This is a genomic window from Clostridium estertheticum (assembly GCF_011065935.2).
Taxonomy (GTDB): domain Bacteria; phylum Bacillota; class Clostridia; order Clostridiales; family Clostridiaceae; genus Clostridium_AD; species Clostridium_AD estertheticum_A.
Genome location: NZ_JAAMNH020000001.1, coordinates 5,265,248 through 5,278,529 on the forward strand (window position 1 = coordinate 5,265,248; position 13,282 = coordinate 5,278,529).

A 13,282-nucleotide genomic window follows, 5' to 3' on the forward strand; every position below is an offset into this window, starting at 1 on the left:
CAACTCTTTTTTTATTATAAATTTTTAATGCTTTAAGTATAAAACTACTCCTTTTTCATAAGATAAACAATATTCTACTATTTTATTGTTTTTTATAAAAAAAATGCTAACATTATTACATAGCTAATAACAACTTAGGAGTGATTATTTTGTATAAAATCTATAATGAAATTTTTAAAACCCTAATTAAATCCTATCATGAAGATAATTTTGAAAATAAGCTGCAGGAATTACTGTCAAAAGATAATATTAATAAAACTGAGTTAAGCTCTATAATTTCTTCACTTTGTGGAGTTGACGTAGTCTTTTCAGATAATTATATAGAGGATTTGAAAAAAGCTATACAATTTTATGAATCAAATCATAAAATTGTAGATAAAGTTAAACACTGCAACATGGATTGTGCCGATAAGTCTGGGAAAACCCTTTGCCAAGCATCTTGTCCTTTTGATGCCATATTAATAGATAATAAATGTAATACTACCTATATTGATAATGATAAATGCATAGACTGTGGATTTTGTGTAGATGCATGTCCTACTGGTGCCTTGATGGATAAGGTAGAGTTTATTCCACTTTTAAATTTACTTAAAGGAAATACTCCAATAATAGCAGCTGTAGCCCCTGCCATTACTGGACAATTTGGTGAAAATGTTAATATAGATAACCTTAGAACCGCTTTTAAAAAAATTGGTTTCACAGATATGGTTGAAGTTGCTTTTTTTGCAGATATGCTTACATTAAAAGAAGCCATAGAATTTGATGAACATGTCAAAGTAAAAGAAGATTTAATGATTACCTCTTGCTGTTGTCCTATGTGGGTAGGAATGGTAAAAAAAGTATACCATAATTTAGTGACACATGTATCCCCCTCTATTTCTCCTATGATTGCTGCCGGAAGAGTTTTAAAGCAATTAAACCCCAATTGCAAAGTGGTCTTTATAGGACCCTGCATTGCAAAAAAAGGCGAAGCTAAAGATCGTGACCTTTTAGGTGATATAGATTATGTGCTTACCTTCTCAGAACTTAGGGATATTTTTGATATATTAAATATCCAGCCTGAAAAACTACAAGAAGATATCTCTAGTGAATATGCTTCTAGGGGTGGTAGGCTTTATGCTCGGACAGGTGGCGTATCTATAGCTATTGGAGAAGTTATAGAAAGATTATTTCCTGAAAAATACGATTTATTTAATCCCATTCAAGGAAATGGTGTAAAGGAATGTAAAGAACTGCTTACTAAAGCCCAAAACGGTGAAGTTAATTCAAACTTTGTAGAAGGAATGGGTTGTGTTGGCGGTTGCGTTGGAGGGCCTAAATCATTAGTCGACGCGAGTTCCGGAAAAATTAGAGTAGATGAATTTGCAGAAAATTCAAAGATTAAAGTAGCCATAGATAGCGATTGTATGAACGAGATCTTAAATAGAATTGGAATTAATCATGCTGTGGACTTTAAAGATAAAGATAAAACTAAAATATTCCATAGAGAATTTTAGATAATATTTTGCAATGTAAATTCCAGCTAAAATATGATACAATATTAAGTAATCGAAAAAATAATTCACTGTGCAGATGGGAGGGTTTTATGAAAGCATTATTTGAATATATAAGCCATAGAGATATTAACATACTTAGAATTATAAACAATTCTTGGAAATGTAGGTTTTTAGATGTTGTGATGCCAGCTATGACTTACTTAGGCTCTTTTTCTTTTATGTTTGTATTTTGCACTGTTGCTTTTTTATTAAGCACTACCCTACTTCACGTCATGGCTATTAAGGCTATGATCTCCATAACACTCAGTACTGGCATTGGTAAGCTTCTTAAAATTAGCGTTACTAGATTAAGACCGTTTATGGATATTCCAAATTTAAATATAAAAAAAATAGGTATAGATAAATATTCATTCCCGTCAGGCCATACTACTGGTGCATTTTCATTAGCTGTAATAATAGCTTTATATTTCCCTATTTTCGGATTCATAACTATACCCATAGCTTGTCTTGTAGGAATTTCCAGAATGTACATAGGGGTTCATTACCCTACAGATGTCATTATGGGTGCCATTATAGGAAGTACCTGTTCTTTTCTTACTTACAGATTCCTTTAAAAAATATAGAAGCAGCTACGTGGGAAAGCCTCCATCGTAGCTATTTCTATCTAAGGTAAAACAATGAACTTCAATTCCAGTATATTACTGTATTTATCCGGGTTATAATTTTATAAGAGGTGATTAAATGCTAACAAATATTAAAGCTGCAATCTTTGATTTAGACGGAACCCTTGTGGACTCAATGTGGGTTTGGGGTAAAATAGATGAAGATTATTTTAAAAATAGAAATATGGATCTACCCTTAAATCTAAAAAGCCAAATAGAACATCTTAGCTTTGATGACACTGCGCAGTATTTTAGAACCAATTTCGGTATATTAGATACTATAGAAGAAATTAAAAAGGAATGGACAGATTTTGCCTATGTAGAGTATCTTAACAATGTAAAGCTAAAACCTGGCGTAGTTGAGTTTTTATCTTTACTTAAAACTATGAATATAAAAATCGGACTAGCTACAAGTAATAGTAAATCATTATTAGAAGCCGTGCTTAAGGCTAATGATATATACAATTATTTTGATTCTATAACTCTCACTGATGAAGTGACTAGAGGAAAAAACTTTCCTGATGTATATTTACTTGCTGCTGAAAAATTAGGTGTAAAACCAGAGGAATGTATTGTATTTGAAGATATTCTCCCTGCAGTTAAAGGCGCAAAAGCTGCTGGAATGAAGGTAGTAGGTGTATATGATGATTTTTCCAAAGAACAAAGGGAAGATATTATTAATCATGCAGATATGTTTATAATTGAATATCATGAATTAACGCCAGCCATATAAAGCTCATGCAATGCATGAGCTTTTTTTTATATGAATTATTTTGTTTTATATAGAATACTATATACTAAGCATAAATATAACATATGCACAAACTTTTAGGTTAAACCCTATTATATTAGTAAATCATTGTTTTAATAAGTAATTTTAAAGGAGCGATACTATTGCTTATTTTTCTGTTTTCAGTTATTTTGATATGCTTTGGTGTATATTATACTATCATGAATCAAAAGTTATCAACTCAAAAAACACAACTAAAGATTATTTCTAGGCAAAATAGAGAATTCAAATCAAAAATTGCAAGCGCGCGTAGTGCTGATGGACCTATTATAATAAAATACAAAGCACCGCTTTTTAAAACAGGAACCACAAAAGAAAGTTGCAGTCTGTATCTAAGCCCTATGGAAACTTCACCAGTTCTATCTAATGTAGTGAAAAGTACCCTTGTAGAAATTCAAGATTGTGCTGAGATTTTTGATATTACTTGGTATGAAATATCTTTAAAATCCCAGACTAACATTAATAATAAAGGGTGGATAAAAAAAGATATGATAATTACCCAAGATGATACTGTTAATAGTCAAGAGGATACCGTTACTTAAAAACGTCAAAAGGCATATATTTGTATAATATATGCCTTTTAAAATTAATCTTTTTTATGTGTTTTTTTATTGTGTTTAGCTCCTAAATTATTTACTTTCTTTTCCTTTTCTTGTTGACTTGCACAAGAAGGATCTTTTTTTTCACCCATAGTATTTATACCTCCCTTGATAAAACTATTTTATCCTGTATCACTCTACTATTTTGTTCAATATACGGATTATAATGCTATGAAATTAATAACAAAAAATGCTTTTCCGTGATCTATTCAGAAAAATTACATATAAAAATAAGCCTGGAGATTTACCAGGCTTTCTTTTTTGGATATTTATTTTATATGATTTATATTTTATTATCATTTCATAATATTTTCAGTGTAAATTTTCCCAATAACAGCACTTGTCATATCATCTGCTTTTTTAAGTCTTATATCAAACCAATAAGTTTTACCTTCAACTAATTTGTTATAATCCTCAGTTTTTAGGACAAATATGTTCTCAGTAGACATACCGCTGCCAAGTCCATAATATTTTAAACTACCACTATCTTTAATTGCATATGGCGCATTACTTCTATTACAAATTTTTATTTGCTCTGAATCACTTGCTGCAATAATTAACGTTTCACGTGTATATATTCCGTATGCTTTATTTTTTCCAAGCATAAAATACGCTATTGCAGATACTGTAAGTATAAAAACAAGTAATATAGCTGCTACTACCAGTCTGTCTTTTGAAGATGATTTCATAATTCCCCCCTTTAATAATTTTTAATTTAATGTTTGTGTGCTTATTATAAATTATACCACAAAATCCAATATTATCTTAATATAGATAAAATTTAATAATTTCACTACATCATGCATTTCTGATAATTTATCAATGAGCTAATTATCGCCTTGCAACAAGGGCTACTAACGTTAAAAATACTAGTTCAATTATAATAATAGGTAACGGGTAATATCTTCGAGATTAATTTTTTACGTTTTGATAGTACTTCAATATCCCAAAAGTCATTGTATTATTTATCTCTTTTTTAAATTCTGCTTAATGTACAATTTATTGTGATAAAAGCTTTTCATACGCCTTATTTAAAAATTCATCTTCACCTACACTTAAACTTTTTGCAATAAAAATTACTTTATCTTCTGATACTATTACAAGAAAATTCGAGATATTTAAAATCATTTGACCGTATACATTTTTCATTGAAGATTTAAAAACAGCTTTAAACTTTTCCTCTTCATCAGTATGAATTGAGATAATTTGCTTATCGCCCTCTGTATAAAAAATTTGAGTACTGCCGTCCTCACATATATATGTCCAACCAGCAGCCTCACAATATTCCCTGTATTCTAAAGCTACATCACTATCATTATGACATTCTGTTTTACAACGCCACTTCCACCTCTTGCATATATGATATTATCATTAATTAAGTTTTTTATTTTTTCGAATGCTAATTATGTTATAATTTATAAATCAACCTAACAATCTTGTTAGAACTAAAGGAGTTTAATATGAGAATAATATCTAAAAACAACCTATGTATAAATAGACCATATATAAATTTAAAGAAGCTACCGAGAAAAAGTTCATTGAGAGTTGGTGAAATTACTGAAGTTGGTTTTAAAAGTACTTATATAATAAATCAACATACACAAAACTTATCTATTAATAAGAATTACATTCTACAATTTAGTGAAGGAATTGAGAAAATAACACTTGATACGGAACTATTAAATGAACTCTTATTAGTTGAAATCAATTATTCATCTAGAAATAGTAATAAATCTTCTAAATTCAAGGTTTACCTTGTTTTAGATAATATAAAATATTCCTTACCATTTAGCTTCTTTCAAGATATTTATGATAACTGTATGAATATCTTAGCTAGAGAACTTGATGGAAAAGAAGAATTAACTTACATAAAAGAATGTTTTAATAATTTAGAAAATGACGAAATCTCAATAGATATAAAGTTAAATTTAGAAAGATTACAAGAGTTTAAAGATAAGGTAAACTACAAAAGAAATATTTATTATTTTGTTATAAATAACATTGCTGCGACTACTTCAAAGTATGATATTAACACTAACCCTAAGGAGATACTAATAAGTGATACTTTAAAAGTTCTAAGATATAACTGTTCTACAAGACTTTATATCATACTAGAACCTATTAATAAAGCGATTAAAATAAAATTAAATGAAACTGATATTATTTGTAACCTCAGTGAAATTGATTTCCCTACTGTCAGTATATACACTGATTATGGACTTGGAAAATTATTAGATGTTAAAAATAATGTTATTCCAAATACTAATACATTATCATTATTTGCTAATATATTAGACCTAGGACTCGAAGTTTTATAAAATTGATAATATAAAAAGAGCTAGAAATTATTCTAGCTCTTTTTAGGGTGGATTATACTATTTTAGTTGTCCACTCTTCGCAGTCCCATACATCTGTCACTACATCTTGATAGAATTCTGGCTCATGGCAAACTATAAGTATACTTCCTGTATATTCTTTTAGGGCCCTCTTTAACTCCTCTTTAGCATCTACATCTAAGTGATTGGTAGGCTCATCTAGGATTAATATATTAGTTTCCCTGTTTAGAAGCTTCGCAAGTCTTACCTTTGCTTGCTCTCCACCACTAAGCACAGTAATTTTACTTTCAATATGCTTTGTAGTAAGTCCACACTTAGCAAGTGCAGCTCTTACCTCCCCCTGAGTGAAGCTAGGGAATTCTTGCCAAAATTCTTCAATACAATTATTGCGGTTGACTCCCTTTATTTCTTGTTCATAGTATCCTATATATTGATAATCTCCTAAGTTTGTATGACCAGAAACAGCTTTGATATCACCCATAAGGCTCTTTAATAATGTTGTTTTTCCAACACCATTAGCACCAGTTAAAGCAATTTTTTGTCCTCTTTCCATATATAAATCTAACGGCTTAGATAATGGGCTATCATATCCAGTGACTAAATCCACAGTTTTAAATATTATCTTCCCTGAAGCTCTTGCAGTTTTAAAATTAAATTGTGGTTTTGGTCTATCTTTTGTAACCTCTATTCTATCAATTTTATCCAATTTTTTTTGTCTTGATTTTGCCATTCCACTAGTAGAAGCTCTTGCTTTATTTTTAGCAACAAAAACCTCTAGTCTATTAATTTCCTTTTGCTGTCTTTCATAATCAGCTTCCAGTTGCAGTCTTTTAGCATCATGAACTCTCAAAAATTCTTCATAAGAGCCTATATATCTAGTTAATTTTTTATTTTCTACGTGATATATTATATTAACAGCATCTTTTAGGAATTCAATATCATGAGATATTAGAATAAATGCATTTTCATAATTTTGAAGATATCTCTTAAGCCACTCCACATGCTGCTCATCCAAGAAGTTAGTAGGCTCATCAAGCAGTAGGACATCTGGAGTTTCTAATAAAAGTTTTACAAGAAGAACTTTCGTTCTTTGTCCTCCACTTAAATCTGCAACATCATTTTCAAGACCAACATCTTTAAGTCCAATTCCTGCAGATACCTCATCTATCTTGGAATCAATAGCATAAAATCCATTATGATCCAGCAAGTCTTGAATTGTTCCCATTCTATCCAATAACTTTTCTAACTCCTCAGGTGTTGCCTCTCCCATTTTATCTGTTACCTCGAGCATTTCATCTTCTAAGTCAAAAAGATATTTAAAAGCATCCCTTAAAACTTCTCTAATAGTTTTACCTTTTTCCAAAACAGTATGCTGATCCATATATCCGACTCTTACGCTACTTGACCATTCAACGTCTCCCTCATCTGGCATAAGCTTACCTGTAATAATGTTCATAAAGGTTGATTTACCTTCTCCATTTGCGCCTATAAGCGCTATGTGCTCCCCTTTAAGTAATCTAAAAGATACATCTTCAAATATTGCTCTGTCACCAAAGCCATGGGTCATATTTTTTACTACTAATCTACTCATTTGTTATTCTCCTTAATATAGTGTAATTTTATATTTTTTTATATTTATTTTTATTTTAAAAGCATTTCTTCTCATATACTTATTTATTTTTAATAATTGGATATTATATATATGGATTCCCATTCAAAGAAAATCCGTCCACTTTTTATCTAAATACCCTTAATTCAAGTATGCATTTAAAAATGGCACATATATTAGTGTAATTTATAAATTCACTTTTGTCAAAAGATTTTTTTGGATTTTATATTGCAAATTAATTCAGTGTGGTATAATACTATAGATAAATAATTTGATATTTTTTATTTAAAAATGCTTTACAACCCCAAAGAACACAGGAGGGATTTAAAATGGCTTGTAAATTTTACTTATATAGAGGCAAAGGCAGAAATGCAGAAAATGGTCACCTTTGGATATATGCCAATGAAATAGAGAATTTTGATGGTGAATATGAAAATGGAGATATAATTGAAGCATACAATTTTAGAGGAGAGTTTATCGGAAAAGGCTTCATAAACGATGTTTCTAAAATTGCCATAAGGATAATGACAAGAGATATTACCGAAGAAATAAATGAAGAGTTTTTCAGAAAAAAACTTCGCGCTGCTTGGACATATAGAAAAACAGTTATAGATACTTCTAGTTGTAGATTTTTGTTTGGAGAAGCGGATTTTGTACCTGGAATGATTATAGATAAGTATGAAGACTATTATGTTATTCAATCTTTAGCACTAGGTATAGATAAATATAAAGATATAATTGTTAAGCTACTAATAAATGAATATAATGCAAAGGGCGTATATGAAAGAAGTGACGCTAGAGTCCGTGAACTAGAAGGTATGGAACAAACAAAAGGCTTTTTAACAGAGCCCTTTGATACTAATATAGAAATTATTGAAAACGGTGTTAAATATAATGTTGACATTGAAAATGGTCAAAAGACCGGATTTTTCCTAGACCAAAAGGAAAACAGAGCAGCTATTCACAGGTTATGCAAGGATGCTGATGTTTTGGATTGTTTTACTCACACAGGTTCTTTTGCACTTAATGCAGGTATAGCTGGGGCTAAAAGTGTACTTGGAGTAGATATTTCTGATTATGCAGTAGAATGCTCTAGAAAAAATGCAGAACTTAACGGACTTTCAGATACAGTTAAATTCGAATCCCATAATGCCTTTGACGTGCTAAGAGAATGGTCAAGAGAAGGAAGACAATACGATGTAGTAATACTAGATCCACCTGCATTTACAAAGTCACGTTCTACTATAGACGGTGCCACAAGAGGATATAAAGAGATTAACCTACGTGGTATTAAATTGGTTAAGCCGGGCGGATATTTTGTAACCTGCTCTTGCTCTCATTTTATGTACCCTGATTTGTTTAGAGACACCATAGCTGAAGCAGCATTAGATGCTAAAAGAACTCTTAGACAAGTAGAATTCAGAACTCAAGCAGCGGATCATCCTATACTATGGAATTCTGATGAATCATACTATTTGAAATTTTATATATTCCAGGTAGTCTAAATATAAAAACCGGTACTATTTATTATATAGTTCCGGTTTTTTTTAATTATAATACCATCTTTATATTTTAAAACATTGTATATAATATCCATCCTAGCTAGAGATAATAAACAGACTAAAATAATGTAAAACTGGAAATTTATGTTGACTTTTACTGATTACAGTTGTAAACTAAAAATATGAATTACATTTGTAAACAAAGTGGAGGTAGAATAATAATGCGTGAAATTCCTAAAATATCGAATGCTGAATGGGAAGTAATGAAAATAATATGGGATCATTCTGAAATCACATCGACTAATATTATACAGGAACTAAAGGATAAAGTCGAATGGAAACCAGCTACAGTTAAAAGTCTAATAAACAGATTATTAAATAAAAATGCAATTAGTTTTAATAAATTATGCAGTGAATATTTATATTTTCCCTTGGTGTCAGAAGATGAATGTATAAAGTTAGAAAGTCAGTCCTTTATTAATAAAGTATTTAATGGTTCCGTCAAATCTATGCTCCTAACGTTTGCCCAATCAAACGAAATTTCTGAAACGGATATAAATGAATTAAGAAATATACTAAACCAATCAAGTAAAAAGGAAGGTTGATAGTATGAATTTTTTAAATATTTTCGAGGTGATTATACTTTCCTCCTTAATTGGTAGCGTAATTGTATTAATAATATTAATTACTAAAGGTCTATTTAAAAATAAATTAAATCCTACCTTTCACTATTATATATGGTTAATATTGCTCATAAAGTTAATAATTCCTATTGGGCCACAAACCCCTTTAAACATTTCTAATATATATGAAAATTTACAAGTTCAAAGTACAGCAAATGAAAATACACAAATTAATTCTCCAAAACAGCTTGAAACTTCAGACTTGGGCGATTCAATATCAACAAGTTCACCTCTGCCTTCAAATAAAAGTGTAATTATGAAAGTTATGAATATCCCTTTAAAAAATCAAATTAGCATTGAAAAAGCATTCTGTTTTATATGGTTGTTTGGAATTCTATTACTTATGTGTATAGTAGCTTTTGGACATAGAAAACTCCGGAAAATTGTTAGGGCTTCTATAAAAAATATAAGCAGCACGCATAAAGAAATTTTTTATAAATGCATGAAAACTATGAATATAAAAACTGAGGTAGAACTATCCTATTCTTCAAAAGTAAGTAGTCCTTCTTTATGCGGGTTCATTAAACCAATGATATTAATTCCGGTCAGAGTAGCTGACAATGTTTGTGATGAAGAATTTAAGTATATTATAATACACGAGTTAACCCATCTTAAAAACAAGGACATACTTATAAATTGGGTTATAACTTTATTATCCATGACTTACTGGTTTAATCCAATCTTGCTCTATGGGTTTCATAAAATAAGACAAGACTGTGAATTTTCCTGTGATGGTAAGGCAATCTCTTATTTAGATAAAGGGAAAAACCTTCAATATGGAAATGCAATAATAAGAGTACTAGAGCTCGGCGGCAACAGCAATAGACTTATGGGCACTACTTCGATGGTTATGAATAGTTCAGAAATAAAAAGGAGGATTATTATGATATCAAAGTATAAGAAGGTAAATATTAAAAATGTATTACTAGGTGCTGTCATTGTAGTTATTATAGGAAGCCTCGGAATTGCACTAAACACTTCAAAATCGCAAGCAGAAAAACCAGCTAAGGTTGCCGAAGAATTTGTTAGAACCATCTACACAGTGGATGCAAAAAAAGTTGCTGTATTTAATACACCTCTTACACCAAGTAATATAATTGGTGAAGGTGTTACCAAAGGAATAACAGGTCCTAGTGAAGAGCAAAATAAAATTATGCGGTCCCTTGACAAAAACATACAACCTTTAATGACAAAAGAAGGGTATGAAAATACTGTAAGGACTCAATTCAACACTTTGAGCACGAGAATTTGTGCTATGGGTAATTATACCGCCCAGATTATAGACTTTACTCTAGGTGAAAATGTATATAGCAAGGATGATGACAAAGTAAGATATCGGTATGAAGTTAAATTGAAGTTTATCTCGACTGATGGTAAGAGTGATCAATCAGATTCAGCAACAGGAGCTGTAGACCTATTAAAAGAAAATGGTCAATGGAAAGTGTGTCTGTATGATATAAATCAATTCCCCAAATTATCCAAATAGCTAATGTTAAAAAACGTTTTTAAATAAATGATTATCTTAAAATTTAAAGCCTGATAAGTCTTCTTGCCATTGCTGGAGGTTTTATATATTTCAAGTGGTGTAGATGTAAAAAAGTATATATTACTAGTGATGCTTTCACATCGTCAAGTAATATATACTTTTTAATTCTGTTTGAGCCCACATGATTTTTCTTAAATTATAATCCCATCTTTATATTCTGGAACATTATCTATAATATCTTTTCTACAGCAGTATTCTAAATCCGCCTCGAGTCCTAGCTGTGTAATCCTTTTGTAATGACTTGCATACTTTATAAAACTATGAATATCTTCATTATTTTTATAAATATAATGAGAAGTTATAGCAATATCAGAAAGGTCTACTTCTATTTCTTTTAACACACAATCAATTATGTAACCACTACATAAAAAATCATCTATAGAAAATTCACCATAAGTCCCCGCATTAACTATTACTACATCTTTATTTAATTCTACTATTCTTCTTGCTATAGACTTAGCATTTAACATGGCACCTATTAGAATGCTACTAGCCCCCGTGCAGCCCTTTATAGCTTTAGTACCATTAGTAGTAGTCATCACAAGTGTTTTGCCTTCTATGGTATCTCTAGTGTATTCTAATGGAGAGTTTGAATAGTGAAACCCTTCTATTTTTAATGCATCTCGCTCTCCTCCAAGCATAAACTCCTCTTTGCCATTTCTCACAATGTCAGCTGCAGCGTCAACTGTTAAAACCGGAATAACACCTTTGCAGCCGTTATTCATTGCAGTAATTATTACACTAGTTGCCCTAAGCATATCTATTACTACCACTGTTTTATTCTCTATTTTTTCTTTTTTTATATCATCAGCCGAAACTATTATATCTATTTTCATATCATTGGTCCTCCTTTAATAATCCCTTTTTTCTTAAGTGGTTCACATCTAATTATAGAATAAGTAGGGACGGTTAACAACTTTTTAAAGTAATTTAAATAGTAAAATATTAAAATAGGAAAATAATCGGGGACGGTTAACAAATCTTTGAACTAATAACTTAAGAATATGAATATCATCCCAACCCATTGGCAATAATTCAAAGAAAATCTTATTAGTAGGAGTGGTTTATATGGCAAGAAAAGCAAGATTAAAAGCAGCTGACGCTATATTTCATATTATGTGCAAAAGTATCAGTGAGGTTGATTTATATAGGGATTCTGAGGACAAAGAAAAATATTTATCACTTGTGAAGAAGTATAAAAAGCTCTATAATGTTAAAATTTACGGGTACTGTCTTATGGATAACCATGCACATTTATTAGTTGATGCTAATGGATCAGATATATCAAAAGTCATGCACGGAATAAATTTTTCTTATGCAATGTACTTTAATAAAAAATATGAAAGAGAAGGTCACCTTTTTAAAGATAGATTCAAGAGTAAAATAGTTGATAATGACCAATATTTGAAGACCGTATCCTTATATATACATAATAATCCTACTGATATAGGAGAATTTAGAGATTGTCCTGAAAATTATGCCTTTTCTAGTTTAGGAATCTATATTGGTAAAAGACGTGACCATTTCAACATAGTTGATTATAGCTTCATCTTGGGATTTTTTGGAAATAAACTTGATACTGCAAGAAAAAACTATTATAGCCTTGTTTTCGGATGCGACGACGAAAAATTAAAAGAAGAATTTGAATTCAAAGATGAAAAAACAGAATATAGAAGCGGAAGAAATATACTTGTAAGAGATTTTAAGCCTGAAGATGTAATGAAATTTATAGCATTAAAGATGAATATATCTGAGTTTCATTTTTTCACGAAATATAGTAGAAAACTTGTAGGAGCAAAAGCCTTAACTGTTGTTTTAATGAGGAGTCTCTGCAATTTTAAATTTAGCGATATATCTAGCGCACTTGGAAATATTACACAGGCCAGAGTTTCTCAATTAACTAGCATTGGTATTGAATTAATTGGAACAGATAAAAAATATGAAAGTATTACAGAGGATTTTATTAAATTTTATACTTAGTGATTAATAAAAATTTTATGCTCAATAAATAGTTGTTTTATTTTTTACGTAGTTGGACAAGCATTCAAAAGTATAATAT

At 30.2% G+C, this 13,282-nt stretch carries 13 protein-coding genes and 1 pseudogene; 9 read left to right on the plus strand and 5 right to left on the minus strand.

Going from position 1 to position 13,282, the window contains the following annotated elements:
* Nucleotides 1–149: 149 nt before the first annotated feature.
* The 4 genes from G9F72_RS25155 (at nt 150) to G9F72_RS25170 (ending at nt 3,490) form a co-directional block, all read left to right on the plus strand.
* Entirely contained in the window at nt 150–1,496 is a 1,347-nt protein-coding gene (locus tag G9F72_RS25155; RefSeq protein WP_164957125.1) for a [Fe-Fe] hydrogenase large subunit C-terminal domain-containing protein, read from the plus strand.
* An 89-nt stretch (nt 1,497–1,585) separates the two neighbouring features.
* Nucleotides 1,586–2,110, plus strand: a complete 525-nt coding sequence (locus G9F72_RS25160) for a phosphatase PAP2 family protein (protein WP_164957126.1) — start codon at nt 1,586–1,588, stop codon at nt 2,108–2,110.
* Between the two features lie 127 nt (nt 2,111–2,237).
* A complete protein-coding gene (locus tag G9F72_RS25165) occupies nt 2,238–2,891 on the plus strand; it encodes an HAD family hydrolase (protein WP_164957127.1) in 654 nt (217 codons plus the stop codon).
* A 161-nt stretch (nt 2,892–3,052) separates the two neighbouring features.
* On the plus strand, nt 3,053–3,490 hold the full coding sequence (locus tag G9F72_RS25170; RefSeq protein ID WP_164957128.1) for a hypothetical protein: 438 nt from the start codon (nt 3,053–3,055) through the stop codon (nt 3,488–3,490).
* Between the two features lie 353 nt (nt 3,491–3,843).
* On the opposite strand, the gene G9F72_RS25175 is transcribed toward G9F72_RS25170, so the two are convergent.
* From G9F72_RS25175 to G9F72_RS27270, 3 genes and pseudogenes are all read right to left on the minus strand, one after another.
* Nucleotides 3,844–4,236, minus strand: a complete 393-nt coding sequence (locus G9F72_RS25175; protein WP_164957129.1) for a hypothetical protein — start codon at nt 4,234–4,236, stop codon at nt 3,844–3,846.
* Between the two features lie 310 nt (nt 4,237–4,546).
* Complete coding sequence (locus tag G9F72_RS27265; RefSeq protein WP_263487073.1) at nt 4,547–4,696, minus strand: hypothetical protein; 150 nt, start codon at nt 4,694–4,696, stop codon at nt 4,547–4,549.
* A gap of 18 nt (nt 4,697–4,714) precedes the next feature.
* Nucleotides 4,715–4,906, minus strand: a pseudogene (locus G9F72_RS27270) (DUF2812 domain-containing protein); the annotation flags it as partial.
* Nucleotides 4,907–5,007: 101 nt separating this feature from the next.
* Between G9F72_RS27270 and G9F72_RS25185 the strand changes: the two are divergent.
* A complete protein-coding gene (locus G9F72_RS25185) occupies nt 5,008–5,865 on the plus strand; it encodes a hypothetical protein (protein ID WP_164957130.1) in 858 nt (285 codons plus the stop codon).
* A 52-nt stretch (nt 5,866–5,917) separates the two neighbouring features.
* On the opposite strand, the gene G9F72_RS25190 is transcribed toward G9F72_RS25185, so the two are convergent.
* Nucleotides 5,918–7,474, minus strand: coding sequence for an ABC-F family ATP-binding cassette domain-containing protein (locus tag G9F72_RS25190; RefSeq protein ID WP_164957131.1), 1,557 nt, complete (start codon nt 7,472–7,474; stop codon nt 5,918–5,920).
* A 347-nt stretch (nt 7,475–7,821) separates the two neighbouring features.
* Between G9F72_RS25190 and G9F72_RS25195 the strand changes: the two genes are divergently transcribed.
* The 3 genes from G9F72_RS25195 (at nt 7,822) to G9F72_RS25205 (ending at nt 11,163) form a co-directional block, all read left to right on the plus strand.
* Entirely contained in the window at nt 7,822–8,997 is a 1,176-nt protein-coding gene (locus G9F72_RS25195; RefSeq protein ID WP_164957132.1) for a class I SAM-dependent rRNA methyltransferase, read from the plus strand.
* A gap of 218 nt (nt 8,998–9,215) precedes the next feature.
* Complete coding sequence (locus G9F72_RS25200; protein ID WP_164957133.1) at nt 9,216–9,599, plus strand: BlaI/MecI/CopY family transcriptional regulator; 384 nt, start codon at nt 9,216–9,218, stop codon at nt 9,597–9,599.
* Between the two features lie 4 nt (nt 9,600–9,603).
* Nucleotides 9,604–11,163 (plus strand): M56 family metallopeptidase, encoded by a 1,560-nt coding sequence (locus G9F72_RS25205; protein ID WP_164957134.1) that lies wholly within the window; start codon nt 9,604–9,606, stop codon nt 11,161–11,163.
* 191 nt (nt 11,164–11,354) lie between these two features.
* Here G9F72_RS25205 and G9F72_RS25210 read toward each other — a convergent pair whose 3' ends face one another.
* Nucleotides 11,355–12,059, minus strand: a complete 705-nt coding sequence (locus G9F72_RS25210) for a 2-phosphosulfolactate phosphatase family protein (protein ID WP_164957135.1) — start codon at nt 12,057–12,059, stop codon at nt 11,355–11,357.
* Between the two features lie 232 nt (nt 12,060–12,291).
* Between G9F72_RS25210 and G9F72_RS25215 the strand changes: the two genes are divergently transcribed.
* Nucleotides 12,292–13,203, plus strand: coding sequence for a transposase (locus G9F72_RS25215; RefSeq protein WP_164957136.1), 912 nt, complete (start codon nt 12,292–12,294; stop codon nt 13,201–13,203).
* Nucleotides 13,204–13,282 lie beyond the last annotated feature (79 nt).